This is a genomic window from Actinomadura viridis, assembly GCF_015751755.1.
GTDB lineage: Bacteria > Actinomycetota > Actinomycetes > Streptosporangiales > Streptosporangiaceae > Spirillospora > Spirillospora viridis.
The window spans coordinates 6,834,897-6,860,435 of the sequence record NZ_JADOUA010000001.1 but is presented as its reverse complement, the minus strand read 5'-3'; the positions used below and the strand labels follow the sequence as shown (position 1 = coordinate 6,860,435).

The window sequence follows — 25,539 nt, the reverse complement described above, 5'->3', positions numbered from 1 at the left end:
ACTTTCGAGTTCAGGCCGGCTGCCAACATCGCGCCTACGACCCGGCGACCGGACAAGCGCCATGAAAGATTTTCAAACCATTGACGGGGTCGGTGACGACTCACACACTGAGTCCGCGACGCCCTGGTGGTGTGTGCGTTCCCGTGATGGAACGCGGCGTCTTTCGCACGGCTGTGTTCCGTGCTTCCACTCCTCGTTCATTCATGGAGGAAAGACGTGCGTACGAACGCCATTCCCAGGTCCGGGATCCGCATGCGGGCCCTCCTCGCAGGCGCCCTCGGGGTGCTCTGCTCGGCGGCAGCTCTGGTGGCACCGTCTCCGGCCGCCGCCGCGGAGAGCACGCTGGGCGCCGCGGCGGCGCAGAGCGGCCGCTACTTCGGCACCGCCATCGCCTCGGGCAGGCTCAACGACTCGGTGTACACCACGATCGCGAACCGCGAGTTCAACTCGGTGACCGCCGAGAACGAGATGAAGATCGACGCCACCGAACCCCAGCAGGGCCAGTTCAACTTCACCGCCGGCGACCGCGTCTACAACTGGGCGGTCCAGAACGGCAAGCAGGTACGCGGCCACACCCTGGCCTGGCACGCCCAGCAACCCGAGTGGATGCGGAACCTCAGCGGCGGCGCACTGCGCCAGGCGATGATCAACCACATCAACGGCGTCATGGCCCACTACAGGGGCAAGATCGTCCAGTGGGACGTCGTGAACGAGGCGTTCGACGACGGCAGCTCAGGAGCCCGCCGCGACTCCAACCTCCAGCGCACCGGCAACGACTGGATCGAGGTCGCCTTCCGCACCGCGCGCACCGCCGACCCGGCCGCCAAGCTCTGCTACAACGACTACAACATCGAGAACTGGACCTGGGCCAAGACCCAGGCCGTCTACAACATGGTCCGCGACTTCAAGCAGCGCGGCGTGCCCATCGACTGCGTCGGCTTCCAGTCTCACTTCAACAGCGGCAGCCCCTACAACAGCAACTTCCGTACCACCCTGCAGAGCTTCGCCGCCCTCGGCGTCGATGTGGCCATCACCGAACTGGACATCCAGGGTGCCTCGGCCACGACCTACGCCAACGTGACCAACGACTGCCTGGCCGTCTCGCGCTGCCTCGGCATCACCGTCTGGGGTGTGCGCGACACCGACTCCTGGCGCGCGGAGCAGACGCCGCTGCTGTTCGACGGCAACGGCAACAAGAAGGCCGCCTACACCTCGGTCCTCAACGCCCTCAACGGCGGCACCTCGGAGCCCCCTCCCGGTTCTGGAACCATCAAGGGCGTCGGTTCAGGCCGTTGCCTTGACGTGCCCGGCTCCAGCACCACCGACGGCACCCAGGTCGACCTGTGGGACTGCCACAACGGCACCAACCAGCAGTGGACCTACACCGACGCAAGCGAGCTCAGGGTCTACGGCAACAAGTGCCTGGACGCCGCCGGCACCGGCAACGGCACCAAGGTCCAGATCTACAGCTGCTGGGGCGGCGACAACCAGAAGTGGCGCCTCAACTCCGACGGATCCATCGTCGGCGTCCAGTCCGGCCTCTGCCTGGACGCCGCCGGCTCCGCCAACGGCGCGCTGATCCAGCTCTACTCCTGCTGGAACGGCAGCAACCAGCGCTGGACCCGTACCTGACCCGCCACAAGCGAATAGGGCGAATCGATGAAGACCTACGGTGCGGCTTCCCCCGCCCCTCCGCATAGGCATCGCCGGCCATCCCGGTTTGCCGCCGCGGTGGCGGCGACCCTCGCGATCGGCATGCTCGTCGCGGTGAAACCGGCGCCTGCCGAGGCGGCGACGGTGGACACCAATGCCTGGTACGTCCTGGTCAATCGCAACAGCGGCAAGGCGCTCGACGTCGATGGCGCGTCCACCGGCGACGGCGCGCGGGTCAACCAATGGACGCGCAACGACGGAGCCAACCAGCAGTGGCAGTTCGTGGACTCCGGCGGCGGCTTCTACCGGTTGAAGGCCAGGCATTCCGGCAAGGTGCTGGACGTGGCCGGTGCCTCGACGGCCGACGGTGCCGCGATCCAGCAGTGGACCGACCACAACGGGGCCAACCAGCGGTTCCGCCTGGCCGACTCCGACGCGGACCACGTCCGGCTGATCAGCGGCAGCGGCAAGGCCGTGGAGGTCCAAGGCGCCTCCACCGCCGACGGCGGCAACGTCGTCCAGTACGCCGACTGGGGCGGCGCCAACCAGCAGTGGAGGATGGTCAAGCTGTCGTCCGGTGGCGACGGCGGATGCGGCAGCGCCCCGACGCTCGCAAGCGGCACGCACACGATCCAGAGCAGCGGTAAGAGCCGCAGCTTCATCCTCAGGGTCCCGTCCAACTACGACAACAGCCACCCCTACCGGCTGATCTTCGCGTTCCACTGGCGCGGTGGAACCGCCGGCGACGTCGCCTCGGGTGGAACGAGCGGGAGCGCCTGGTCCTACTACGGCCAGCAGGAACAGTCGAACGACAGCGCGATCCTCGTCGCCCCCCAGGGCCTAGGCAACGGCTGGGCCAATTCGGGCGGTGAGGACGTCACCTTCGTCGACGACATGATCCGGCGAATCGAGAGCGGCCTCTGCGTCAACACGACACAGCGCTTCGCCACTGGTTTCAGCTGGGGCGGCGGTATGAGCTACGCACTCGCATGTGCCCGGGCGAACGCCTTCAGGGCCGTCGCGGTCATCGCCGGCGGCCAGATCAGCGGGTGCAGCGGCGGCACCCAGCCCATCGCCTACTTCGGTATCCACGGCATCAGCGACTCCGTCCTCACCATCGCGCAAGGACGGTCCCTGCGCGACAAGTTCGTCGCCAACAACGGCTGCACTTCCCAGAGCCCGCGCGAGCCCGCCCCGGGTAGCCGGATGCACATCACCACCACGTACTCGGGCTGCCGCGCCGGGTACCCGGTCCAGTGGGCCGCGTTCGACGGAGGCCACATACCCGGTCCGGTCGACGGCTCCTCCAATGAGAGCGGCATCGCGACCTGGACCAAGGGAGAGATCTGGAGGTTCTTCGCACAGTTCCAGTGACACGTCTGCATGACGGAGTGGAGCCAGGAACCCTGGCTCCACTCCGTCGTCCATCTCCAACAACGGCTACCGGCGCAGATACGCCACTCCAGCAACTGCGAAGAGGGGGCCCCACGCTCCGGGGCGCCACCTCTAAGGCTGCGAAGAGGTTGCCCACGCTCCGGGGCGCCAGGGCCGCCGGGACCTGCCGCAGTGCCGTCGGGTCGAGACCATCATGTTCGGCCAAGCCGTTCAGCCGTCGCGAACTCATCGGCCAGGGCGGCCCGGGCGGGTCACGTCCACCTGAGCGAGAGATCGGCGGGGGACCGTGGCGCTTCTTGGGACTTCCGAAGAAGATTGCAATGGAAAGGCGTATCACCCGGGGAGGAATGGATGCTGTTCAGGCGGGAGGTCCTTGAGGGGATCGCGGGCGGGCGGATCGACCGGGTGTTCCGGGTGTGGGCCAAGCCCCAGGTCCGCGCGGGGAGTACCCAGCGGACCTGGGCGGGGACCATCGTCATCGACTCGGTCGCGGCCGTCACCCCCGAGGAAATCACCGAGGAGGACGCCCTCCGTTCGGGCTTCGAAGGCCGCGTGGCGCTGCTCACCGCCCTGTCCAAGAGCCGCAAGGAGGGCGGCTACCACCGCGTCATGCTCCATCTGGGCGGCCCCGACCCGCGAGCGGAACTGGCCGAGAACGCCGACCTGACCGACCGGGAACTGGCCGACCTCACCACCGCCTTGGACACCATCGACAACCGCAGCCGCCGCGCCCCGTGGACCCGCGAGGTCCTCCGCCTCATCGACGAACACCCCGGCCTGCGCGCCCAGGACCTGGCCGAACGTCTGGACCGCGACAAACTCCCTTTCAAGGCCGACGTCCGCCGCCTCAAAGCCCTCGGCCTCACCCAAAGCCTGGAGACCGGTTACCGCCTCTCCCCGCGCGGCAAGGCCCTCATGGCCTACCTGCGGTCCTTGACCGAATGATCTATCCCGGATGATGCCCGCCTGCCGTTTACCGCTGCCCCCGTAGATGCGGAAAGCGTCGGCGTTCGCAGCTCGAGCATGTGATGCCCGGGGCCAGTAGCCAGGATTGTTGCTCAGGACCACGGCACCGCACCTCTTCGGACGCTGACGCCGAGCTCCGCGACCTGCAGATCGCCGCACGGCACGCCTATCCGCGCACGACGAATCGATACGACCGCACCACAACCTGCACCGCCACCCCGGCTAGACCCTCGCCGCTCACATGGCCTCCGGCACTTGAACCCCAAGCTTCGGGGGAAGACGCTGGTCTGTCGATGAGTGTGCGGCTCGCCGCCAACCGTTCAGGATGGGCTGGATGGGATGGTGCCGGGAGCGTCGAAGGGCGCTGGTGGCCCGACCTGGCCGACCTGATCTTGTTGTGAGACTGACGGTTATGTCTGCGGCTAGAGTTTCGTCGTCTTTACAGATGGACAGCCGGGAGTGCCGTGGTCGACGTTCCTGATGCGGTTTTGGCGGAGTTGGCCGGGCCGGTCGCCCTGGCGATGCCGCTGGTCGTCGCCCGCGTTCCGACGACCCCGGCGGCTGAGCTCGGTCGGCTGCGTGCATCCGCCGACGGCGACACCTGGCCGATCCGCAGATCGGCCTTCGGGCAGCATGCGGTGGCTCCTCGGCTCGGCTTCGGTGGCCGGTCTGGGACGGGCGATTCGCCGGTCCGGGACGCGCTCGGCTCGCTGCCGCCGTTGCTGGTCGAACGCCTGCTCGGCGCGCTGGAATTGACCGTGCCGGAGCTGGACCTGACCGGCGTCCCGGACCTGACCGGTTTACTAGGGGAGCCGTTCACCGGCGGCTTCGGTGTCGTCTGCATGGAAGGGACGAGCGAGGCGGTCAACGGGGCGGCCATGCTGGACCAGATCCGGCCGGGGGCGGTGCCCCTGGTCGCCGCGCTGGCCCGCCGGCTGGCCACCCACCCGCGGGTGGCCGCCCTCCTGGTGGTGCAGCCTGGGATCACCGGCGAGCAGGATGTCGCCGCGGCGCATGGCGCGGCATGGCTGGCGCTGGCTGTGGCCACCGCAGCCGCGGTCTTGCACCGGGCGGGCCTCCAGCCCTGGGCCGTCGAACCACCGGCGGTGCTCGGCGTCGCGATCGGCACTGCGGTCCTGCTCCTACGCGAAGCCCCGATGCCCCCCGGATACGCCGCCGCGCTGCTCGCCCGGGCCCGGGCCGACTACCTGCTGCCCTTCGGGTCGAGCGGGTCGGCACCGGTGTCGGGGCACCGGTTCGCGCTGCTGGAGGGGAGTGGTGTCCCGGAAGTCGAATTCGGCGGCAACGGGCTGGTCGCGGTCGTTCCGGGCGGCGCGGTGATCCGCACCGGCGTCGAGACCGGACACGTCCGGATCCTGTTGAACGTCCTGGAGGGGCCACCGCCGGACGTCGCGACCGGCTGGGAGGAGATCGTCGAGGTCAGCTGGCGGGCGGCTGTCGGCGGCGCCTCGGTGGTCGGACCCCACGAAGGTGAGCCGCATCTGCGCAAGGTCACCCCACCCTGGCCGGGCGACTACCGGCTGCGGGTACACGCCCGCGGTCGAGACGACACCGACGGATCCGAACACTACGAACTGGTGGTGTGGGAGGCGCCCGAGGCGCCCGAGATCGTGTACGCCCGCACCGACCGGCTCGGTCACCGGCTGCGCGGCGAGCCAGAGCCGGCGCGGCCCGAACCACCCGAGACCACCTACCGGTGGCTGCGGCGCAGTTCCCTGGGCGAGGCCGCGACGGTCACCGTGGTGACCGGGGCGGACGCCGCGGACGTGCTGCGCGCCTTCGGCGCGGACCCGGCCCGACCGGAGTCGATGCGGACCATCGGCGAGGACCTGATGCGTCGGCAGTCGATCGATCCTTGGGTCGCGGTCCTGGACGTCGGCGGCGCCGTGCTCGCCGTCGAGTACAACGGCTGGCAGGGTTCGACCGTGCCCGTGCTGACCCGGGTGTCCGCCGGTGGGCGGGCCGCCAGCATGTTCTGGAACGTCAACGCGGTGACCCGTCTGTCGTTCGCCGAGCATGGCGAGGTGCTGCTGTCGGTGGAACCGTTCGCCGACATCGAAGCGCCACCGCAGATCGCCGCGTCGCTCGCCGACCTTGACTTCGCCGATCACCACCGCGGCAAGAAGATGATGGGCCTGGTCGCGGTGCAGCGATTCACCGGCCACGGCATCACCGCCGAAGACCTGGCTCGCATCGAGGCCGCCGACATAGGTTTCCGGATCGTGCCCGACCTGCCCACGCTGTATCCGAGCCGGCCGAAGCCCGGCGACCCGATCGGCTTCGCCATCGAAACGCTGGCCGGGCTGTCCGAACCACAGCTGCGGGACCTGGCCTGGTGGGCCGCCGCCGAGGCGGCCCGCATCGCGGGACTCGGCGATGACCCCGACATCGTCGCCAGCGTCGCCGCCCGTGCCCTGACCCCGGAGGCGCACCTACGCGCTCGCCGGTCCCAACTCGGAGACGGCGAACACCGGTGGGCCTGGCTCGCCCTGCACCGCGCGACCAACCCGGATCCGCTCGCCGCAGTCACCGACACACTCGACGCGGCCCGCTACGCCGTCGGCCCGCACGCGGCGAACCTGGTCGCGGACGCCCAGACCAGGATCACCAGACCCGACCCGCCATGACGGCCCGCACGCCGCCGGCACCAGCGGCGCACACGGGCGGAACCACCCGGCGAACCGACAGTCACCGCTGCCGCCGCCGGACTGCCGAACGCACGCCAGACCGCCTACCGTGCGCGATGTTCGGGGCGTGGCCCTGCGCTGGCACGGAAGGCGGCTCGGGCCTGTAGTACGGCAGCGCGGTCGCCGGTATCTGCACAGTCGCTGACGTTGAGTGGAGGCTGTAGGCGAGTAATGAGCTGCGCTTCGAGTTGCCGGGGCTGAGGTTGCCGGGTCCAGGTTAAGGACAGGTGCTGGTGCATCCACTCCGTTAGGCGAAGCTCGTCTTTCGGCGCCAGCACCACGCGGTCGGTCCATATCGCCTGATAACCCTTGGCTTCCTGCAGTAGCCCAGCGAGCGTGCGGCGCAGCGTGGAGCTACGTGAGCGGAGCAGGTGATCACTGACGATTCTCGCGCGCAGGCGGAGCGCCCTCCCGATGTAAAGCAGTCGTTCGTCGGACAAGCTTGGATTGATCGGTCCCCCGAATGCGGGTAGCACCTTGGCGGGCGCCCACCAGGCCTACAAGCCCTCCGCTTGGGGGAGCGCCGGTACGGCTACGTCGAGCCGGACAGGCGTGATGCACAGCAGATCGGCTACTCGGTCGACCGGATCGACGTTCTCTGCCATCTGCCCAGTATTCCCACTGCTGGTCGGGGCGGCGCCACGGAGGCCGTCGACGTAGCAACCAAGGCCCTGGCGGCCAGCCCGGCTGTCCTGATCGCTCCCCAGAACCGCATCGGTGAGATCGCATGGCCCCTGACGCCGAGGAGTTGACGCACTCATCCGCCGGGAGTTTCGTCCCGGCGGGCCTTGCCTCCGGAGGTTACCGAGGCGGTGCCGCGGGCCGGCGGGCGAACAGGATCGCGCCGGGCTTCGGCCCGTCCGGATCCAGCAGATGCTGCGCCTCCATGGTGAAGCCCGCCTCGCGGATCCAGTCGGCCACGCGGGACGGTCGGCGATGGTGCACGTACGTCTGCACGCGTTGGTTGCCGTCACCCGTCGTCTCGATCTTCGACTCGTCACCGACGTGGAATCCCACGGCCAGCACCCCGCCCGGCCGAAGTACCCGGTGGAACTGTCCAAGCACCTCGGGCACCGCCTCGTCCGGGATGTAGATCAGCGACCACCACGCGAGCACACCGGCGAGAGAGTCGTCGGCGAGCTCCAGTTCGGTCATCGAACCGACCTCGAACCGCACGCCGGGGTGCTCGCGGCGGGCGATCTCGATCATGGCGGGTGACAGGTCGATGCCGAACGCGTCCACGCCCAGCTCCCGCAGCAGGGCGCTGGTGTGCCCCGGCCCGCAGCCGACGTCGGCGACCGGTCCGCCGTCGATCGCGCGGACCAGGTCGGCGAACAGCACAACGCCCGCGCGGACGTGCAGCCGCCTGTCGAGCAGGTCGCGGGTCTCCTCGGCATAGTCGGCCGCCATGGCGTCGTAAGAGTCGCGGGTATCAGTCAACCAGGTCATCAAGGGACCGTAACCCCTTCAGGCGTGCGCCAAGTGATCGAGTGTCGCGCTGATAATACGGCCTGGTCACGGCTTCTCCTCCATCCCTGGCGCCACGTCATCGTCGCCGTCGAGTGCCGCGCGGTCCGCCCCGCTTGGTCGGATCCGCGGCTCAGCTCGTTCGGCGCGTGTGGCCGGGAGGCATGTGAAGAATTATTGACATCATGTCTGGGGCGTTTTACTTTGAGCGTGTCAAACTTTCTGTACATGGGAGCCGGGACATGTCCTCCGAAGAGAGACGTTCGTGGATCTACGTCGTGGTCGGCGCCGGCGTCGCCGCGGTCTACCTCGTCACCGTCCTGTCGAAGGTGCCGGGCGCGGACGTCGCGCGGATCGCCTACGTGCGGCCGATGCTCATTTCCATCGGTGCCGGGATCGGCCTGAGCATCGTCGCCGGAATCGCAGCGGCCATCGCCTCGCCGAGGGAGGCCGGCCGGGCCGACGAGCGCGACCGGCAGATCCACCGGCTGGGCGAGTACGTCGGGTTCTACGTCATGAGCATCGCCGCGCTCGTCCCGCTCGCCCTGGCCATGGCGGAGGCCGCCCACTTCTGGATCGCCAACGCGCTGTACCTGGCCTTCGTCCTGGCCGCGCTCGCCTCGTCGATCGTGAAGATCGTCTTGTACCGCCGGGGGTTCTAGCCATGGTCAAACCCACGAAGGTCACGAACTCGATCAGGGCGCTGCGGTTCGCGAACGGCGAGATGACGCAGGCGGAGCTGGCCGACCGCGTCGGGGTGACCCGGCAGACCGTCATCGCCATCGAGCAGGGCCGCTACTCGCCGTCGCTGGAGGTGGCCTTCAAGATCGCCCGGGTGTTCAACGTGCCGCTCGACGACGTCTTCGGCTACCCCGACGCCGACACCTGACCCGCTCCCAAGCGCGAGCCCCCGCCTCGCGGGCCCGGCAGGCCACACCCAAGAACGACCCGCTACCCCACGAAACCGGCTCGTCCCCACCGAAGCCTGAGCCGGGCCCGACCCCACCTCATCCGAGAGGACCACCCCCCATGACCAACCCGACGATCACCTCGGTCATCGTTCCGACGACCGCCGCGCGAGCCCCCCGACCTGGAACGAGATGACCATGACGAAGACGACGATGGTCGCGATCGCCCGCGACACCTACTGCGCACCGGCGCAACTCCAACTGCGCGACATGGCCGTCCCGACCATCGGCGCCGATGACGTGCTCGTCCGCGTCGAGGCCGCCGGCGTCGACCAGGGTGTGTGGCACGTCATCACCGGCCTGCCCTATGTGGTGCGCGCCGCCGGTTTCGGGCTGCGCCGGCCCAAGAACCCCGTCCCGGGCATGGACGTCGCCGGGCGCGTCGCAGCCGTCGGAGCCAACGTCACTCGGTTCCGTCCCGGCGACGAGGTCTACGGCACCTGCGACGGTGCATACGCCGAGTACGCCCGCACCCACCAGGACAAGCTCGCCCCCAAACCGGCCACCCTCACCTTCGCCCAGGCCGCCACCGTGCCCGTCTCCGCCTGCGCCGCCCTCCAGGGACTGCGCGACGCCGGCCGGCTCACCGCCGGGCAGCGGGTCCTCGTCACCGGCGCCGGCGGCGGCGTGGGAAGCTTCGCCGTCCAGATCGCCAAGGCCTACGACGCGCAGGTCACCGGCGTGTGCCGCACCGCGAAGACCGACCTGGTCCGTTCCCTCGGCGCCGACCGCGTCATCGACCGCACCCGCGAGGACTTCACCACCGGCACCGACCGGTACGACCTCATCCTCGACACGGCCGGCAGGCGCCCCCTGACCCGGCTACGCCGCGCCCTCGCCCCCCGCGGCACGCTCGTCATCGTCGGCGGGCCAGGAGGCGGACGCGCGCTCCAGGGCGCCGACCGTCAGATCCGGGCGATGCTGCTGTCGCCCTTCGTCGGCCAGCGTCTCACCGGCCTCATGTCCACCGAGCCCGCCGCCGACCTGCACACCCTGGCCGACCTCATCGACTCCGGCGCCCTCACCCCGGCCCTCGACCGCACCTACCCCCTCGCCCGAACCGCCGACGCCATCGACTACCTCAAGACCGGCCGACCCGCCGGCAAGATCGCCATCACCATCTGAACAGTCCCGCCGCGGGCGCAGGGGAAGTGCCCACGTCCCGCGCGTCCGGCGAGCCGCGGACCTTTACGCGGATGCGCGGTCGCGGACGCCTTCTCACGCGCCATCCAATGGTTGGGGACTCGAAACCTGCCGAAACGGCCTGCCAGGAAGACGGGCAACGCAGCGCCCAGGACGATGAACTCCGATGCGTTACGGGGCCCCGGCAGGGGGGCGGTCCGGCCGGTAGGTAGTAGAAGGGCGGACGGGGAGGGAACGCCCCTCCGCTGGTCTTCATACCGCGTCAAGGACCGCGAAGACGACCTTGCCGACGTTGCCGGCCAGCGGGCGGACGCCCCAGCAGCGGCAGTACTGGTCGACGATGAACAGGCCCCGGCCCGCCTCGCTGATGGTGTCGGTCTCCTGCATGTACGGGAGGTCGCAGGTCGCGTCCTGGACCTCCATCCACAGCGCGCCGTCGTCGGTGCGTCCGATCCGGAACGTCACGTCGCCGCCCGGCCCCTGGCTGCATCATTCATGGGAACGTCGCCGATGTGGCGGAGGTGCGGGACAGCAAAGACCCGGACGATCCCGTCCTCCTGTTGTCCAAGCTCCGCTGTGGTCTCCTCACGATCCGAAACCCCGGCGCCCGACGCCCAGCCGGGTGCGCCGCACCGCGCCCGAGACCGTGCCCGCCATCGCAGGCTGACGCCAGGCAGAGACCCTCAGGCGACTACCGCGAGGAGGGCTGTGATGGCCGCGGTGAGCTCCGCGTCGCCGCTCGCCGTCGATCGCTGACGGGCCTGCTCCACGGTGATGCCTCTGGTCGCCAGCCGCCAGAAGGTGTCCTGGTCCATCGAGACGTGTGCGGCCGGCTCCCCCAAGGGGCGGGTCATCCGCCATCGTGCGTCCTGCCGGACCACGCCCCACCGCCCGCCCGCCGGGCCGAGTACTTCCAGGTGCGCCATGCTGCCTTCAGGGCGGTCGTGCATACGCAAGGCGTGCGGCAGGCCGCGCGCGAAGATGTCCAGAACCGGAGCCATGAGATCGGGTTCAACGGCGCCCGGAACGGAGACCGCGTCGCGCACCTGCTGCTGGTGAACCCAGAACTCGGTGTAGTCGCGGCCGATGTCGAGCCAGGCGGGGCTGTCGATGTCGGTGGCGGCCCAGGAGACGTTCAGGTCGGCTGTGCCGTGGAGGTCCTGTGCCGCCCATACGGCGTCGAGCCGTGGTCCCAGGTGATCCAGCAGTTCGATCATCAGTTGGGGGCTGAGCTGGCGGGACGCCCGGACGAACTCCTCGTTGGTGCGGGCCAGATAGGCGGGAAGCGTCTCATCGTCGGCGAATCTCGCGCCGCCGTACCCGTCTCGGCTGCCCGACAGGCGCCGCATGTGGTCGTTGAGCACATGACCGACGACGTCGTGCACGTCCCAGCCGGGACACACCGTGGGCATGGCCCACTCGGCGGGGCTCAGGGCCCTGAGCAGGTCGAGCATGGCCTGCCGTTCGCGTGGGAACAGCGGACGGACGTCGATGGCCGGGCCGAAGATCACCATTACGTGACCGTACCGACCGCCGCCTTCTCCTCAAGCGGTTTTCCGGCCGGTGGCAACGTCCTGGGGGCGGCAGGTCCGGAAGCGGCAGGACCGTCCTGTCCCGTCCGACCACGGCTTCCACCCGCCCACGTACCGGCTCAGCTTGCCCTGCACCGTCAGCGTCCGCCCCTCGCGAACCGGCTCTGCGGCGGCGTTGAACGAGGTGGTCCGGTACCGCGCGGCGTCCGGGGCGGACAGCGTGTCTTTCAGCCGCTCGTATCCCCAGACGCCGCCGCAGTCTTCGGGCGGGCATGCCCCTTGCCCCTGGCCACCCCGCGCAACTGGACTTTGATCTGGTACGTGGCACCAGAACTTCCCTCGCGCGGCGTCGGTACCGGGAACGGCGAGGCGCCATTGGCCCACCGCCGGGAGGCCTTAATCGCGTGTGTGGTGTTGCCAGCGCACTTGCCCAGACACGGGCGAGGGATGGGCCGGATCAGTCACCCTCGCCAGGCCGGACCCTCGGTTGGCCAACGGGGACGGGATTGCAGGGCTTTACCGGGCCGCGTACCTGATACGAGTGCATTTTCCATGCCGACGAGCTCTTGCCGCGGTCCAGGGAGAGCGTCCACACCAGAGTGTTCCCTGGCTTGATGCGGTCAGGGTGCACGTAGAAGACCGCGCGCCTGTCCCTGTCGGGGAGGTGCCACCCGTCGTTCACCGCGTCCGCGTACCTGTTCGTTTCCCAGTCGACATCGCCAAGCGGGGAGATGGAGCATCGCGTGTGGAAGGGGATGAGAGTGATGTCCGCCCTGGTCCCCAGCGCGGCGAGTTCGCGTTCGACCCCGTCCAGCCGACGCTGGACGACCTCGGGTGGGCCGGTGAGGTCATGCAACGTCACCTTGATCCGGCCGTCCGGCAGGCGCTCGGCCGCGTACGCCTGGTCACCGCCCGGTTCGCCGCCGATCGTGCTCAGCGGCACGGTCACGATCGCCGCGAGGCCGATGGTCGCCGCGCCCAGTACGTACCGCTGCCGCCGCACCCGGATGGGGCGTTCCCGCGTCCGCGTCTTCTCGTCCAGCCGGGCTCGGGCCTGGGCGACCACCTCGGGCGACGGACCGGGACGGGAGTCGTGGTACTCCCGCAGCATCTGCATCTCGTCCATGAGTTACTCCACGTCCCCTTCGAGTGCCTTGCGCAGTGTGCGCCGCGCGCGGTTGAGCCGGGAACCGACCGTCCCGGTGCGGATACCGAGGATCTGCGCGACCTCCTCGTAGCTCAGGTCTCCATACGCGATCAACAGCAGGACGTCGCGGTCTCCCGCCCCCAAGCCCGCCAGCACCCTCGCCAGCCGGGGCTGCATCCGCTGCGCGCTGACCATCTCGGCCACCCGATCGGCGTGGTCGGTCTCGGCGGTCGCGCGTCCGATCGTCCGGTAGGCCCGTGTCTCGGTACGGCGATGCCGCCGGACGAGGTTGGTGGCGATGCCGTACAACCACGCGCGGGCCTGCGGCCGTCCGGCGTCGTACTTGTGCCGGAGAGTGAAGGCGGTCAGGAACGTCTCGGCGGCCGCGTCATCGGCCGAGGCGGCCCCCAAACGGGACGCGACGTAGCGGTGGATCTCCACGAAGTACCGGTCGAAGATCTCCGAGAACCGCTCAGGATCATCACGGGACGCCACGATCACCGCGGCGTCGCTGGGCTCCACGGGCGCCCTGGCCGGCACCGCGGACGAGGGAACAGGGGCGGTCATGCATCGGCACCTTCCGTGTCACTGCCGCTGACACTCGTTATTGCCCGCCTACTCGATCCGCCTTCACGGGAGCGGTCGATATCTATCGCCGGAAGGGCATCGAGGCAGGCTGGACGCCCTTCGGATGGAGGTAGTCGACCGACGACAAGGTGGTTACAGGTCGTGTTGTGGGGGTAAGCAATCGCGGATAGCCACGAAGTAAGGCCGCAGGTAAGCCGACCCGAACCGTCGCGCCAAGCGAGCGAGAGGCCTGCTCAGGCCCGGCTTCGTTTCGGTTTCCGCCGGACCTTTCCCAGGCGGGTCGCCGACGGGGCGTTCAGCGGGGCGTCGGGGCGCGGTCGTACCAGGTGTGGATGGATCTCTTGTAGCCGTCCGGCATGACGAGGCCGGGCAGTTCTTCCCGGGTGAACAGGGCGATCTCCTTGTGCTCGTGGCTCAGCCGGAGCGGGACGGTCGTGTCGAGCACGTGGCAGCCGTGGGTGACGATGAGGACCCTGGCGCCGGGGAGCGGCTCGTACACCCAGACGTCCAGGAGCGGGCCGGCCTCGGCGGTCCAGCCGGTCTCCTCGGCGATCTCGCGGACGACGCACTGCGGTGGGGTCTCGGTGAATTCCAGGCGTCCGCCGGGGAGTTCCCATTCCCGGCGTTCATTTCGCAGGAGCAGGACGCGGCCGTCGTGATCGATGACGACTCCCTTGACCGAGACCGCTCATCTGGCGGGCGGTGAAGCCGGTGTCATGGGGCCCTTCCCTTCGGCTCTGGACGGTGTGGCCTGGACGGACCATGACACGTCGGCCTGACAGTGGCGGCGCGGAAGTCGGGCCTGCGGCTCGGTCCGCGGGCGGGTCCTGAGCTGGGGGAATCTGGGGCGGATGTGATCCTTGCCGCTCGACAAATATCGTCGAGTGACTACAGTGACAAGAGATAGATCCCCGTTAGAGCGGTTTTCATCCACGGAAGGAAAGTCCCGCCGCAGGCTCGATTTATGGAACTCACGCACAGCCCTCACGGTCCTCAAGAGCAGGTGCTCGCGCCCATGTGGCGGCAGGCCCCCTATCCCGCGCTGACGGTCGACGCGTCCGGTGTCGTCGCGCATCTCAACGACGCGGCGCGGGTCCTGCTGCGGGCGGAACCGGGGGCTCGGCTGGCCGATGTCGCGCCGGGCTGGCTCGTACGGGCCCATGGTGCCCCGGCGCCGGTGCGGGGGGCGATCGGCGAACGGTCGTTCGAGGCGTCCCCGTCACCGCTGGACGGGGCCGTGGACTGGTGGCTGTTCGACGTCACCGACCACCAGCGGCTGGCGCGGGAGCTGGAGATCGAACGGGAGCGGACGGCGTTCCTGGCCGAGGCGTCCAACGAGCTGCTGTCGTCACTGAACCTGGAACGGTGCATGGAGGTGACCGCCCGGCTGGCCGCGCAGTACCTGGCGGACGCGGCGCTGGTCATCACGCCCAGGACGGGCAGGGCCCACCCGGTCACCTACTGCGGTCCCGACGGGCGGGTGGATCGGCAGAACCTGATGGTGGACCCCGCCGACCTGCCGGGTCTGGCCGAGGCGCTGCGCGGGTTCCCGCCGGTGCCCTCGCGCTGGATCGACCCGGCCGTCGCTCCCGGGTGGGTGACCCGTGAGGAAGTGGGCGAGCTGGGCGCGATGGTGGTGACGGCGCTGCCGGGGCACGGCGTTCCGGCCGGTGCGCTGGTCCTGCTGCGCCGGCGCGGGAACGAGGGCGGCCAGGGGTTCTCGGAAGGCGAGGAGGTGTTCGCGCGGCTGTTCGCGGCGCGGGCCGGCGCGGCCATGGCGGCGGCCCGGCTGTACGCGGAGCAGGCGTCCATCTCCGACACGCTGATGCGCGAGCTGCTGCCGCCACGTACCCATGACCTGAACGGGGTGGAGCTGGCGGCCCGCTACCAGCCGGCCGGGGCCGGGGACCGCGTCGGCGGTGACTTCTACGACCTGTACCCCGCCACCGGTGACGACGCCGAGGCCGAGTCGCTGGTGGTGCTGGGCGACGTGTGCGGCAAGGGGCTGGAAGCGGCCGTACTGACCGGCAAGATCCGCAACAACCTCCAGGCGCTGCTTCCCCTGGCCCAGGACCACCAGCGCGTGCTGGGCATCATCAACGGGGTCCTGCTGAACACCGACAGCACGCGGTTCGTCACCCTGGTGCTGGCCTCGGTGCGCGTCGAGGGCTCCCAGGTACGGGTACGGCTGACCAGCGCGGGGCATTCGCCGCCGCTGATCGTGCGCGCCGACGGGCGGGTGGAGGCCGCCGACACCCGCGGGTCGCTGATCGGGGTCCTGGACGAGGTCGTGTCCACCACCGCCACGGTGATGCTGGAGCCGGGCGAGACCTGCCTGCTCTACACCGACGGGATCACCGAGGCCGTGGGCGGGCCGCTGGGCGACGAGATGTTCGGTGACGAGCGGCTGCGCGCGGCGCTGGCCGAGTGCGGGGGGATGCCGCCCGAGGCGATGGTCGAGCGCGTGCATATGTTGGCCTCCCAGTGGGCAGGAGGTGGCGAGCACGACGATATGGCCGTGATCGCGATCACCGCTCCCCGCCGGTTCCGGCTCAGCGCGGTCGGGGGCCACGGACCGGGGAGGTTCACGGCATGACCGCCGGCTCGCACGCCGAACTGGACGCCTGGGCGGAGAAGCTGTGGGAGGCGGCCCTCGCGGGCGACGAGTACGCGGCCGTCGACGCCGCCCTGGGGGCGCTGGACGGCGGGCTCGACCCCGAGGAGCTGCTGCTGGACGTGCTCGCCCCGGTGCAGGCGCGGGTGGGCCGCGAATGGGCGGCCAACCGCATCAGCGTCGCCCAGGAGCACACCGCCACCGCCGTGAACGAGCGCGTGGTGGCCGCGCTCGCCCACCACCCGAACGTCCGCGGGCGGCACGGCGCGCCGGCCGGCGAACGTCCGGGACGGATCGCGGTGGCGTGCATCGACGGCGAGTGGCACGCGTTCCCCGCCCGGATCCTGTCGGAGGTGCTGCGGCTGCGCGGCTGGCAGGTCGACTACCTGGGCGCCCAGGTCCCCACCCAGCATCTGATCTCGCACCTGCACCGGACCGGCGCCGAGGTGGTGGCGCTGTCGTCCTCGATCGCCACCCGGCTGCCCGCGGCGCACGCCGCGATCACCGCCTGCCAGGCCACCGGCACCCCGGTGCTGGTCGGCGGTGCCGCCTTCGGCCCGGAGGGACGGTACGCGCGGCTGCTGGGGGCGGACGCCTGGGCGCCCGACGCCCGCGCCGCCGCCGACCGGCTGGCCCGTTCCCCGCTGCCCGCGCCGGTGCTGACGCACCAGGCCATCGACGACCTGCCGCACCTGAGCGACCAGGAGTACACCTACGTGACGCGGGCGGCCCCGCAGCTGGTCCGGTACACGATGAACGACCTGCGGCACCGGTTCCCGGCGCTGGCCGGTTACACCGACCAGCAGCTGCTGCGCACCGCCGAGGACATCGCCCACATCGTCGACTTCCTGGCCACCGCGCTGTACCTGGACGACGCGGACCTCTTCACCTGGTTCCTGGGCTGGACGGCCGGGATCCTCACCGCGCGCGACGTCCCCGCGCACAGCCTGCTGCCGGCCCTCGACCTCCTGGCCGGGAGGCTCACCGACTTCCCCCGCGCCCGGGACCTCCTCGCCCGTGGCCGCGACGCCGTACAGCAGGCCGCCCCCGACCCCGGAAAGCAGGCATGACCGGTTTCCTCCCCTCCTCTCCCCTCCGTCTCGTCACCACCGGCCCGGACCCCCACACGCTGCGCGTGGCCGTCCACGGCGACCTGGACTACTCCACCGCCGGCGAGCTGCTGACCGCGGTCGCGCACCGGCTGGAGGACCAGCAGGAGCTGCGCGACCTGCACATCGACTGCTCGGGCATGCGCCTGTGCGACTCCTCGGGACTGTCGGTGCTGCTGATGGTCCGCCGCCGCGCCGACGCCGCCGCCGTCCGGCTGCACCTGGACGGCCGCGGCGACCGGCTGAACCGGATGCTGGACATCACCGGGACGCTCCGGCACCTCACCGGTGAGCCCGCCGAGGAGTCGCAGCACAGCGACCAGGGGATGTCCTGACCGTCAGGGGACGTCCTGACCGTCAAGTGACCAGGGACGTCCTGACCGTCAAGCGGCCAGGGACGTCCTGACCGTCAAGCGGCCAGGGACGTCCTGACCGTCAAGCGGCCAGGGACGTCCTGACCGTCAAGCGGCCAGGGACGTCCTGACCGTCAGGGGACGAGGTCCAGCGCGGCGCGGACGATCGAGTCGGCGTCGATGCCATGGTGGCGGTACACGTCCTCGATCGACCCGGACTGGCCGAAGCCGGTGACGCCCAGGGTGGCGCAGGGCACGTTGTTGACCCCGGCGAGGAAGGCCAGGGTGTGCGGGTGCCCGTCCAGGACGGTGACGAGCGGGGTGGCCCGCGCGGCGGGGAACGCCTGGTCCAGGATCCAGTTCGGGCCGTCGTCCAGGCCCTGCCGGGAACGGAGGGCCTGGAAGAGCAGGCCCGGGCTGGTCACGCACACCACGTCCGCGCCCAGGCCGGCCTGTTCGAGGCGGTCGGCGGCGGCGAGGGCCTCGGGGGCCGGAGCGCCCATCACCGCCAGCGTCACCGCGGGACGGCCGGCGCGGCGCAGCGGGTAGGCGCCCGCGACCACCTGGCGGCGGCGGCGTTCCCGGGCCGCGGGGTCGGCCGGCACCGCGGCCAGGGTCTGGTCCACCGGCCGCGTCGACAGGCGCAGGTAGGCCGAGCCGCCGTCGGGACGGCCGAGCCGGGCCAGGCTCGCCAGCAGCGTCCACTCGGTGTCGAGGACGAACGCGGGCTCGTACGCCACGCAGCCCGGCTGCTCGATCCCGATCGACGGGGTGACGATGGACTGGTGCGCGCCGCCCTCGGGGGCCAGGGTGACCCCGGACGGGGTGCCGATCAGGATCGACTGCCCGCCCGCGTAGATGCCGAACGACCACGGCTCCAGGGCGCGGCCGACGAACGGGTCGTACAGGACGCCGATCGGCAGCAGCGGGCGGTTCCAGCGGCTCCAGGTGGCGCCCAGCTCGCCCAGCAGCCCGACCAGGTTGGTCTCGGCGATGCCCAGCTCGATGTGCTGGCCGGTGGGCCCTTCCCGCCAGTGCAGGATCGTCTCGGCGTCGTCGGCGAACCAGTCGCGGCGTTCGGAGGTCGACCAGACGCCGACCTTGTTCACCCAGCCGCCCAGGTTGGTGCTGGAGCTGACGTCCGGGCTGACCGTCACGACGCGGGCGGCGGCCTCGGGCGCCTCCCGGGTGAGGTCGAGCAGCAGCCGGCCCAGCGCCGCCTGGGTCGTCGCGGTGCCCTTGGGGGTACGGCCGATGTCGGCGGGCAGGTCGGGCGGGGCCTGCGGCGCGGGCGGCTCGCGGCGCAGGCGCGCGGCCGTCGCGGCGCACAGCCGGGCCGCCTCCGTGCCGTCCTCGAAGCGGGCCCACGGAGCGTCCGGGTCGACGCCGAGCCGGGCCGCGAGCCCGGTCATCTGGTCGGCGCTGAGCAGGGAGGAGTGGTTCTGCGGGTGCCCCTCGCTGGGCAGGCCGTGCCCCTTCACCGTGTAGGCGAAGATCACGGTGGGCCGGGTGTCGTCGATCGCCTCGAACGCGCCGGTCAGGCTGCCGAGGTCGTGCCCGCCCAGGTTGCGCAGGGCGGCCAGCAGCGTGGCGTCGTCCAGGTCGGCGACCAGCCGGGCGACGGGCTCGCTCCCGCCGGGCAGCCGGTCGCGCAGCTCGTCCGCGCCGCAGCGCAGCAGCCGCTGGTACTCGGGGTTGGACATCGCGTCGATGCGGGCGCGCAGCTCGTCCCCGCCGGGGCGGGCGAACAGCTCCTCCAGCAGCCGCCCGTACTTCAGCGTCAGCACCTGCCACCCGGCGGCGGCGAACATGCCCTGCAGCCGGTGCGCCGCCAGGTACGGCACGACCCGGTCGAGCGACTGCCGGTTGAGGTCGACGATCCACACGATCTCGCCGAGCTCGGCCACGCCCGGGTCGAGGATCGCCTCCCAGACCGCGCCCTCGTCCAGCTCGGCGTCGCCGACCAGGGAGTACTGCCGGCCCGCGGGCGTCCCGCCGTCCACGCGGTCGGCGTACCGGCGGGCGATCGCGCCCCAGATCGGCGCGGTGGCCCCGATGCCCACCGACCCGGTGGAGTAGTCGACGGGGTCGGGGTCCTTGGTGCGGCTCGGGTAGCTCTGCAGCCCGCCGAACTCGCGCAGGGACGTCAGGTACGACGCGTCCAGCTCGCCGAGCAGGTAGTTGATCGCGTGCAGCACCGGGGAGGCGTGCGGCTTGACCGAGACCCGGTCGTCCGGCCCCAGGTGCCGGAACCACAGCGCCGTCATGATCGACGTGATGGACGCCGAGGACGCCTGGTGCCCGCCCACCTTCAGCCCGGACGGGTTGGGCCGAACCCGGTTGGCGTGGTGGACGATCGAGGTCGCCAGCCACAGCACGCGGCGTTCGATCTCCTCGATCACCCCGGAACGCGCGGCCGTCGCCACCGGTTCGTTCATCGTCGGCTCCTTTGCCTCAGCGCCAGGGCGGGGTCAGGTCGATGGGGATCGACTGGATCGCCCTCGTCGACATGACCTGTCCGGCGCGGAGCCGGCCGGCCACCGCGAGGGTACGGTCGAGGTCCTGGCCGAACACCGCAGAGCTTAACCCGTAGGGCCCCGAGGAGATCGCGGAGGTGGTCGCCCTCCTCTGCTCACCGGGGGCCTCGTTCGTCTCCGGTGCCCGGATCGTCGTCGATGGCGGATATCTCGCCGGATAGGGGACCACTGTGATCGACCTGCGTTCGGACGTGATGACGCTGCCCTCCGAGGGCATGCTGCACGCGATGACCACCGCTCAGGTCGGCGACGAGCAGCGGCGCGAGGACCCCACCGTCCTCGCCCTGGAGGACGACCTGACCGGGCTGCTGGGCCAGGAGGCGGCCGTGTTCGTCCCCTCGGCGACCATGGCCAACCAGATCGCGACGCTGTGCCAGGTGGCCCGCGGGCAGGAGATCGTCGGGGAGCGGCACAGCCACATGTTCCGCTACGAGGCGGGCGGCCCGGCCTTCCTCGCGGGCGCCGTCGTCACCGGCCTGGCGGGGTCGGCCGGGGTGTTCACCGGCGACCAGGTCCGGGACGTCGCCCAGATCCGGGACTCCGAGCACCGCCCGCGGACCGCTCTGGCCCTGGTGGAGAACACCCACAACGCCTCGGGCGGACGGGTGTGGCCGCTGGAGGCCCTGGACGGCCTTTACGACACCTGCGCCGAACTGGGCCTGGCCGTCCACATCGACGGGGCCCGCCTCTTCAACGCCGCCGCGGCGCTGGACGTGCCGCCCGCCCGGATCACCGAGCGGGCGCGGACCGTCGCCGTCTGCTTCTCCAAGGGACTCGGCTGCCCGGCCGGAGCGGCCCTGGTCGGCCGTTCCGACGTGCTGGCCCCGGCCCGCCGGATCCGCCAGATGCTCGGCGGGTCGCTCCGCCAGGCCGGCGTCCTGGCGGGCGCCGCCCGGTACGCGCTCCGGCACAACCTCACCCGCCTGGCCGACGACCACGGGCACGCCCGGACGCTGGCCGGCCTGCTCGCCGAGGCCGGCCTGCCGGTCGATCCCGCACAGGTGGAGACCAACTTCGTCCTCCTCGACCTGGCGTCCCTCGGCCTGGACCGCGACACCGCCCTGGCCCGGCTCCGCTCCCACGGCGTCCTGTGGTCCAATGCCCACCACCCCACCGTCGTGCGCGCCGTCACCCACCTCGGCCACTCGGTGGTGGACGTCCACAACGCCGCGTCCCGGACCGTCCAGGCGCTGACCACCGGCTGAGCCCACCGGCTGAGCCCACCGGCCGAGCCGCCCTGCCGCCGCCCGCTCACGCCCCCGCTCCCGCTCCTGCCGCCCGCTCCCGCCCCCGCCCCCGGTGGACGGTCCGGGCGGGACGTGTGCGTTCGCCGCGAATGGGCAGTTCAACGCGGGGGTACGGCCGCCGGGCGGAGCAGCCACCGTCCGTCCCCCGGACGGAGGGAACGGATGCGGGGGATCGATCGGCGGATCGCGGCGGTGGCCCGGGAGATGCTGGGGCTGGAGCCGAGGCCGGGCCAGCTCGAGGCGATCCGCGCCCTGGCCGAGGGCCGCGACACCCTGGCCGTGCTGCCGACCGGCAGCGGGAAGTCGGCCATCTACCAGATCGCCGCCGGGGTCCTGGGCGGTCCCGCCGTGGTGGTCTCCCCGCTGGTCTCCCTGCAGCGCGACCAGGCGCTGGCGCTGCGCCGCCGGGGCGTACGGGTGCACGTCGTGAACGCGGCCACCGGCGCCGCCCGCCGCGAGCGCGCGATGGCGGCGCTGGGCGAGAGGGCGACGGCGTTCGTCTTCATGGCGCCCGAGCAGCTGGTCCGCGAGGACGTGCGGGAGGTGCTGCGGGCGGCCCCGCCGCGCCTGGTCGCCGTCGACGAGGCGCACTGCATCTCCGCGTGGGGCCACGACTTCCGGCCCGACTACCTGCGGATCGGGGCGGTGCTCGACGCGCTGCCCCGGCGCCCGGTGATCGCCGCGCTCACCGCGACGGCCGCCCCGCCGGTCCGCGCCGAGATCGCCGAACGGCTCCGGCTGCGCGATCCGGCCCAGGTCGTGCGCGGGTTCGACCGGCCCGAGCTGCGGCTGTCGGTCCGGACGGTGCACGAGACCGGCCGGCGCCACGAGGCCGTCGTGGACGCGGCCCGCGACCTCCAGGGGCCGGGCATCGTCTACGTGGCCACCCGCAAGGACACCGCCTGGTACGCCGGCCGGCTGGAGTCGGCCGCGCCGTACCACGCCGGGATGCGCCGCCGCGAGCGCGACCGCGTCCAGCAGGCGTTCATGAACGACGACCTCCGGATCGTGGTGGCGACCACGGCGTTCGGCATGGGCATCGACAAGCCGGACGTGCGGTTCGTCCTGCACGCCCAGGTGCCCGAGTCCCTCGACTCCTACTACCAGGAGATCGGACGGGCCGGGCGGGACGGCGCCGGGGCCGCGGCGGTGTGCTTCTACCGGCCCGAGGACCTGGCCCTCCCGCGCTTCTTCACCGGCGGCCTGCCCGCAGAGGACGACCTGGCCGCGATCTGCGAGGCCGTCGCCGCCGGGCCGGTCCGCCGCCGGGACCTGGCCGGACGGACCGGGCTGTCGCCCCGTCGGCTCACCGCCCTGCTCGACCTTCTGCATGAGGCCGGCATGGTGCGGATCCGCCGCCGCGTCGAACCCGTCCCGGACGCCCCGTCCACCGCGGACGGCGTCGCCCGCGCGCTGAGCCTCGCCGAACGGCGCCGTTCGGTGGAACGCACCCGGATCGAGATGATGCGCCGTTACTGCGAGCTGTCCGACTGCCGGGGACGCTTCCTGCTGCGCTACTTCGGCGAGCCCCGCGACCTCCCCTGCGGGCACTGCGACGTCTGCCTGGGCGGGCGGGCGGAGCGGCACGCCGACAACGTCGCGTTCCCGATGGGCGCCCGGGTCCGGCACCGCGAATGGGGGCCGGGAGTGATCGTGGCCGGTGAGGACGACCGCGTGACCGTCCTGTTCGACGAGGCTGGCTACAAGGAACTGCTGGTCGCCGCGGTGCTCGACCACGACCTTCTCACCCGCGCGCCGGCCGGCGGCGCGCCGCGCGGCGGGTGACACCTTCCGGCCAGTAACACCGGGAGGGGACCCGGCGCTGTTGAAGGTGAGATCTGACAGGCCTGGCTCCCCCGCCGTCCGGCGGCCCCCCGCCCTGGTCGTGTCCGGAACGGAGATACATGCTCGGGCGTACCCTCATAGGCGTCTGCGCGGTGGCGGCGATCACCGCGGGAACGGTGACGTACCTCGTCGCCGACGATTCCACCGCCACCCTGTCGTCCACCCGGCCCGATCCCGGGAAGGTCCGCGCGCACGCGCTGCGGGACCTGCCCGGCGACGTGGCGGCGCGGGGCGCGGGGCAGCAGGTGCGGGGCCTGCCCGCCGCGCCGTCGGAGCCGTTCAGCCTGCTCGGCGTCACGTGGGACCGGCCGCGGACGGAGCTGGAGGGAACGGTGCGGATCCGCACCCGCGACGCCGCGTCCGGCGCCTGGTCGCGGTGGCGGGCCCTGGAGACGCACACCGCCGACGCCCCCGACAACACCGGCCCGCGCGGCCGGGGCGGCACCACGGCCCTGTGGGTGGGGCCGTCCGACGGCGTCGAGGTACGGGTGGCGGGCAAGGCCCTCCCCGCCGGGCTGCGGGTCGACCTGATCGACCCCGGCACCGGCCGGAGCGCGCCGGCCCCGCGGACCACCGGCACCACGGGAACGACCGGCGCCGCCGGGACCGCCGGGGCCATGGACGTCAGGCTCGCCGCGGCGACCACCGCGCAGACCGCGCGGACCGCGCAGACCGTGCAGACCGCCGCCGCGCCCCGTCCCGCGATGGTCGCCCGCTCCCAGTGGGGCGCGGACGAGTCGCTGGTCACCGAGCCGCCCACCTACGACACGGCGGTGAAGGCGGCGTTCGTCCACCACACCAACACCGGCAACGACTACACCTGCGACCAGTCGGCCGCCGTCGTCCGCTCGGTCTTCCTGTACCACGTGAAGAGCCAGGGCTGGGCCGACATCGGCTACAACTTCCTGGTCGACAAGTGCGGCACCGTCTTCGAGGGCCGGGCCGGGGGCGCCGACCGGCCCGTCCACGGCGCCCACACCTACGGCTTCAACACGGACACGACCGGCATCGCCGTGCTCGGGACGTACACGGCCTCGAACGACCCCACCACCCCCGGCGTCGCGCCCGCCCAGGCCGCGCTGGACGGCACCGCGAAGGTCGCCGCGTGGAAGCTCGGGCTCACCGGCGTCGACCCCACCGGCACCACCACGCTGACCTCGCTCGCCCCCAACGGCACCGGCGGCAAGTACCCGTACGGGACGCAGGTCTCCTTCAAGACCATCAGCGGCCACCGCGACGGCTTCGCCACGGCCTGCCCCGGCGACCAGCTTTACGGCAAGCTCGGCGCCGTCCGTACCGCGGCCAAGGAGTACGGGACGGCGCCCGCCACCCTCGCCACCACCCTGACCGGGGCGAACAAGGTGGGAACGCGGTACTACACCAAGAGCGCGGTCACGCTGGGCTGGGAGCCCGCGACCGTGGCGTCGTACGAGGTCCTGGTGGACGGCGCCGTCGCCGCCCGCCCCGACCCGTCCGCGACGTCCGCCGCCGTCACGCTCGCGCCCGGCGCCCACACCGTCCGCCTGCGCGCGAAGGGCACCGACGGGACCACCGCCGAGTCCACCGAGTACCCGGTCACCGCGGACGCGTCCGCGCCGGTCTTCGGCACGCCGTCGACGCTCTACCTGCGCCGGACCACCGTCAACCTGACCGCGGTGCCCGTCACGCTCTCCTGGAAGGTCGCCGACAACACCCTGCTCACCGGGCTGAAGGCGACCTCGCCGGCGGCCAAGACCTTCACCACCGCCACGACGAGCTGGGCGGCGACGTCCACGCCGGGCACCGCGCAGAACTGGTCGCTGCTCGCCACCGACGCCGCCGGGAACACCGCCGCCTCCACGGCCTCCCGTACGTCCGCGCTGATCCACGAGACCAGCGCCGTCCGCACCGGGACCTGGAAGACCACCACGACCAGCTCGTACCTGGGCGGACGCGGCCTCTACAGCAGCGCCAAGGGCGCCGGCGCGAGCTGGACGTTCACCGGCCGTACCGCCGGGCTCATCGTCAAGCGGGCCAGCAACCTCGGCGCCGTCCACGTCTACGTCGACGGAGTCAAGCTGGGCACCCTCGACACCCGGGCCTCCACCACGGCGTACCGCCAGCTCATCTGGACGCGGACGTGGAGCACGAGCGGCAAGCACACCATCAAGATCGTCGTCGCGGGCACCTCGGGCCGCCCGACCGTGGGCATCGACGGCATCGCCTACATCCGCTAGCCCGTACCTGCGTTGACGTGCGGCGAGTTGTCGCCCCGGACGGCTCCGAGG

At 71.6% G+C, this 25,539-nt stretch carries 23 protein-coding genes and 1 pseudogene; 15 read left to right on the top strand and 9 right to left on the bottom strand.

All coding sequences use genetic code 11. The annotated features are described in order from the left end of the window. Positions 1 to 216: 216 nt before the first annotated feature. The 4 genes from IW256_RS31040 (at position 217) to IW256_RS31025 (ending at position 6,662) form a co-directional block, all read left to right on the top strand. On the top strand, positions 217 to 1,632 hold the full coding sequence (locus tag IW256_RS31040) for an endo-1,4-beta-xylanase (RefSeq protein ID WP_307829236.1): 1,416 nt from the start codon (positions 217 to 219) through the stop codon (positions 1,630 to 1,632). 27 nt (positions 1,633 to 1,659) lie between these two features. Beyond that, positions 1,660 to 3,027 (top strand): RICIN domain-containing protein, encoded by a 1,368-nt coding sequence (locus tag IW256_RS41625; RefSeq protein WP_231404003.1) that lies wholly within the window; start codon positions 1,660 to 1,662, stop codon positions 3,025 to 3,027. A gap of 372 nt (positions 3,028 to 3,399) precedes the next feature. Beyond that, positions 3,400 to 3,993, top strand: coding sequence for an ASCH domain-containing protein (locus IW256_RS31030; RefSeq protein WP_197014329.1), 594 nt, complete (start codon positions 3,400 to 3,402; stop codon positions 3,991 to 3,993). Between the two features lie 509 nt (positions 3,994 to 4,502). After that, positions 4,503 to 6,662: a DUF6461 domain-containing protein gene (locus IW256_RS31025; protein WP_197014328.1), complete on the top strand. Its 2,160-nt coding sequence runs from the start codon at positions 4,503 to 4,505 to the stop codon at positions 6,660 to 6,662. 104 nt (positions 6,663 to 6,766) lie between these two features. Here the strand turns inward: IW256_RS31025 and IW256_RS43180 are convergent, their stop codons facing one another. Further along, entirely contained in the window at positions 6,767 to 7,198 is a 432-nt protein-coding gene (locus IW256_RS43180; protein WP_420535430.1) for a GIY-YIG nuclease family protein, read from the bottom strand. Positions 7,199 to 7,234: 36 nt separating this feature from the next. Here IW256_RS43180 and IW256_RS31020 point away from each other — a divergent pair, with 36 nt between their 5' ends. Then, positions 7,235 to 7,474 carry a hypothetical protein gene (locus IW256_RS31020; RefSeq protein WP_197014327.1) on the top strand — a complete coding sequence of 80 codons (240 nt, stop codon included), beginning with the start codon at positions 7,235 to 7,237 and terminating at the stop codon, positions 7,472 to 7,474. Between the two features lie 49 nt (positions 7,475 to 7,523). Here IW256_RS31020 and IW256_RS31015 read toward each other — a convergent pair whose 3' ends face one another. Next, positions 7,524 to 8,171, bottom strand: coding sequence for a class I SAM-dependent DNA methyltransferase (locus IW256_RS31015; protein WP_197014326.1), 648 nt, complete (start codon positions 8,169 to 8,171; stop codon positions 7,524 to 7,526). Between the two features lie 260 nt (positions 8,172 to 8,431). Here IW256_RS31015 and IW256_RS31010 point away from each other — a divergent pair, with 260 nt between their 5' ends. From IW256_RS31010 to IW256_RS31000, 3 genes are all read left to right on the top strand, one after another. After that, positions 8,432 to 8,851 (top strand): hypothetical protein, encoded by a 420-nt coding sequence (locus IW256_RS31010; protein WP_197014325.1) that lies wholly within the window; start codon positions 8,432 to 8,434, stop codon positions 8,849 to 8,851. Positions 8,852 to 8,853: 2 nt separating this feature from the next. Then, on the top strand, positions 8,854 to 9,078 hold the full coding sequence (locus IW256_RS31005; protein ID WP_197014324.1) for a helix-turn-helix transcriptional regulator: 225 nt from the start codon (positions 8,854 to 8,856) through the stop codon (positions 9,076 to 9,078). A 217-nt stretch (positions 9,079 to 9,295) separates the two neighbouring features. After that, the gene (locus IW256_RS31000; protein WP_231404002.1) at positions 9,296 to 10,282 is read left to right on the top strand and encodes an NAD(P)-dependent alcohol dehydrogenase; all 987 of its coding nucleotides are present in this window, start codon (positions 9,296 to 9,298) and stop codon (positions 10,280 to 10,282) included. A 270-nt stretch (positions 10,283 to 10,552) separates the two neighbouring features. Here IW256_RS31000 and IW256_RS30995 read toward each other — a convergent pair whose 3' ends face one another. The 6 genes and pseudogenes from IW256_RS30995 to IW256_RS30970 all read right to left on the bottom strand — a co-directional run. After that, positions 10,553 to 10,765, bottom strand: a complete 213-nt coding sequence (locus tag IW256_RS30995; protein ID WP_197014323.1) for an ATP-binding protein — start codon at positions 10,763 to 10,765, stop codon at positions 10,553 to 10,555. 218 nt (positions 10,766 to 10,983) lie between these two features. Continuing rightward, on the bottom strand, positions 10,984 to 11,814 hold the full coding sequence (locus IW256_RS30990; protein ID WP_197014322.1) for a maleylpyruvate isomerase family mycothiol-dependent enzyme: 831 nt from the start codon (positions 11,812 to 11,814) through the stop codon (positions 10,984 to 10,986). Between the two features lie 30 nt (positions 11,815 to 11,844). Further along, on the bottom strand, positions 11,845 to 12,216 hold the full coding sequence (locus tag IW256_RS43175; RefSeq protein ID WP_197014321.1) for an IS1096 element passenger TnpR family protein: 372 nt from the start codon (positions 12,214 to 12,216) through the stop codon (positions 11,845 to 11,847). 73 nt (positions 12,217 to 12,289) lie between these two features. Further along, positions 12,290 to 12,958 (bottom strand): hypothetical protein, encoded by a 669-nt coding sequence (locus IW256_RS30980; protein ID WP_197014320.1) that lies wholly within the window; start codon positions 12,956 to 12,958, stop codon positions 12,290 to 12,292. A gap of 3 nt (positions 12,959 to 12,961) precedes the next feature. Then, positions 12,962 to 13,546, bottom strand: a complete 585-nt coding sequence (locus IW256_RS30975) for an RNA polymerase sigma factor (protein WP_197014319.1) — start codon at positions 13,544 to 13,546, stop codon at positions 12,962 to 12,964. A 316-nt stretch (positions 13,547 to 13,862) separates the two neighbouring features. Continuing rightward, positions 13,863 to 14,240, bottom strand: a pseudogene (locus IW256_RS30970) (NUDIX hydrolase); the annotation flags it as partial. Positions 14,241 to 14,531: 291 nt separating this feature from the next. Here IW256_RS30970 and IW256_RS30965 point away from each other — a divergent pair. From IW256_RS30965 to IW256_RS30955, 3 genes are read left to right on the top strand one after another with little or no spacing between them, the layout of a single operon-like run. Further along, positions 14,532 to 16,163, top strand: coding sequence for a PP2C family protein-serine/threonine phosphatase (locus IW256_RS30965; RefSeq protein WP_231404001.1), 1,632 nt, complete (start codon positions 14,532 to 14,534; stop codon positions 16,161 to 16,163). Next, positions 16,160 to 17,251 (top strand): cobalamin B12-binding domain-containing protein, encoded by a 1,092-nt coding sequence (locus tag IW256_RS30960; protein ID WP_197014318.1) that lies wholly within the window; start codon positions 16,160 to 16,162, stop codon positions 17,249 to 17,251. Before IW256_RS30965 ends, IW256_RS30960 begins: the two co-directional genes overlap by 4 nt. Beyond that, positions 17,248 to 17,625: an STAS domain-containing protein gene (locus IW256_RS30955; protein WP_197014317.1), complete on the top strand. Its 378-nt coding sequence runs from the start codon at positions 17,248 to 17,250 to the stop codon at positions 17,623 to 17,625. The genes IW256_RS30960 and IW256_RS30955 overlap by 4 nt, the downstream gene beginning before the upstream one ends. Positions 17,626 to 17,777: 152 nt before the next feature. Here IW256_RS30955 and IW256_RS30950 read toward each other — a convergent pair whose 3' ends face one another. Beyond that, positions 17,778 to 20,081 carry a transketolase-like TK C-terminal-containing protein gene (locus IW256_RS30950; protein ID WP_197014316.1) on the bottom strand — a complete coding sequence of 768 codons (2,304 nt, stop codon included), beginning with the start codon at positions 20,079 to 20,081 and terminating at the stop codon, positions 17,778 to 17,780. A gap of 167 nt (positions 20,082 to 20,248) precedes the next feature. Here IW256_RS30950 and IW256_RS41620 point away from each other — a divergent pair, with 167 nt between their 5' ends. The 4 genes from IW256_RS41620 (at position 20,249) to IW256_RS30930 (ending at position 25,488) form a co-directional block, all read left to right on the top strand. After that, entirely contained in the window at positions 20,249 to 20,341 is a 93-nt protein-coding gene (locus tag IW256_RS41620; RefSeq protein ID WP_197016660.1) for an SDR family oxidoreductase, read from the top strand. Between the two features lie 9 nt (positions 20,342 to 20,350). Next, positions 20,351 to 21,385 carry a threonine aldolase family protein gene (locus tag IW256_RS30940; protein ID WP_197014315.1) on the top strand — a complete coding sequence of 345 codons (1,035 nt, stop codon included), beginning with the start codon at positions 20,351 to 20,353 and terminating at the stop codon, positions 21,383 to 21,385. A 204-nt stretch (positions 21,386 to 21,589) separates the two neighbouring features. Beyond that, positions 21,590 to 23,212, top strand: a complete 1,623-nt coding sequence (locus tag IW256_RS30935) for a RecQ family ATP-dependent DNA helicase (protein ID WP_197014314.1) — start codon at positions 21,590 to 21,592, stop codon at positions 23,210 to 23,212. A gap of 119 nt (positions 23,213 to 23,331) precedes the next feature. After that, positions 23,332 to 25,488, top strand: a complete 2,157-nt coding sequence (locus IW256_RS30930; protein WP_197014313.1) for a peptidoglycan recognition protein family protein — start codon at positions 23,332 to 23,334, stop codon at positions 25,486 to 25,488. Positions 25,489 to 25,539: the final 51 nt, after the last annotated feature.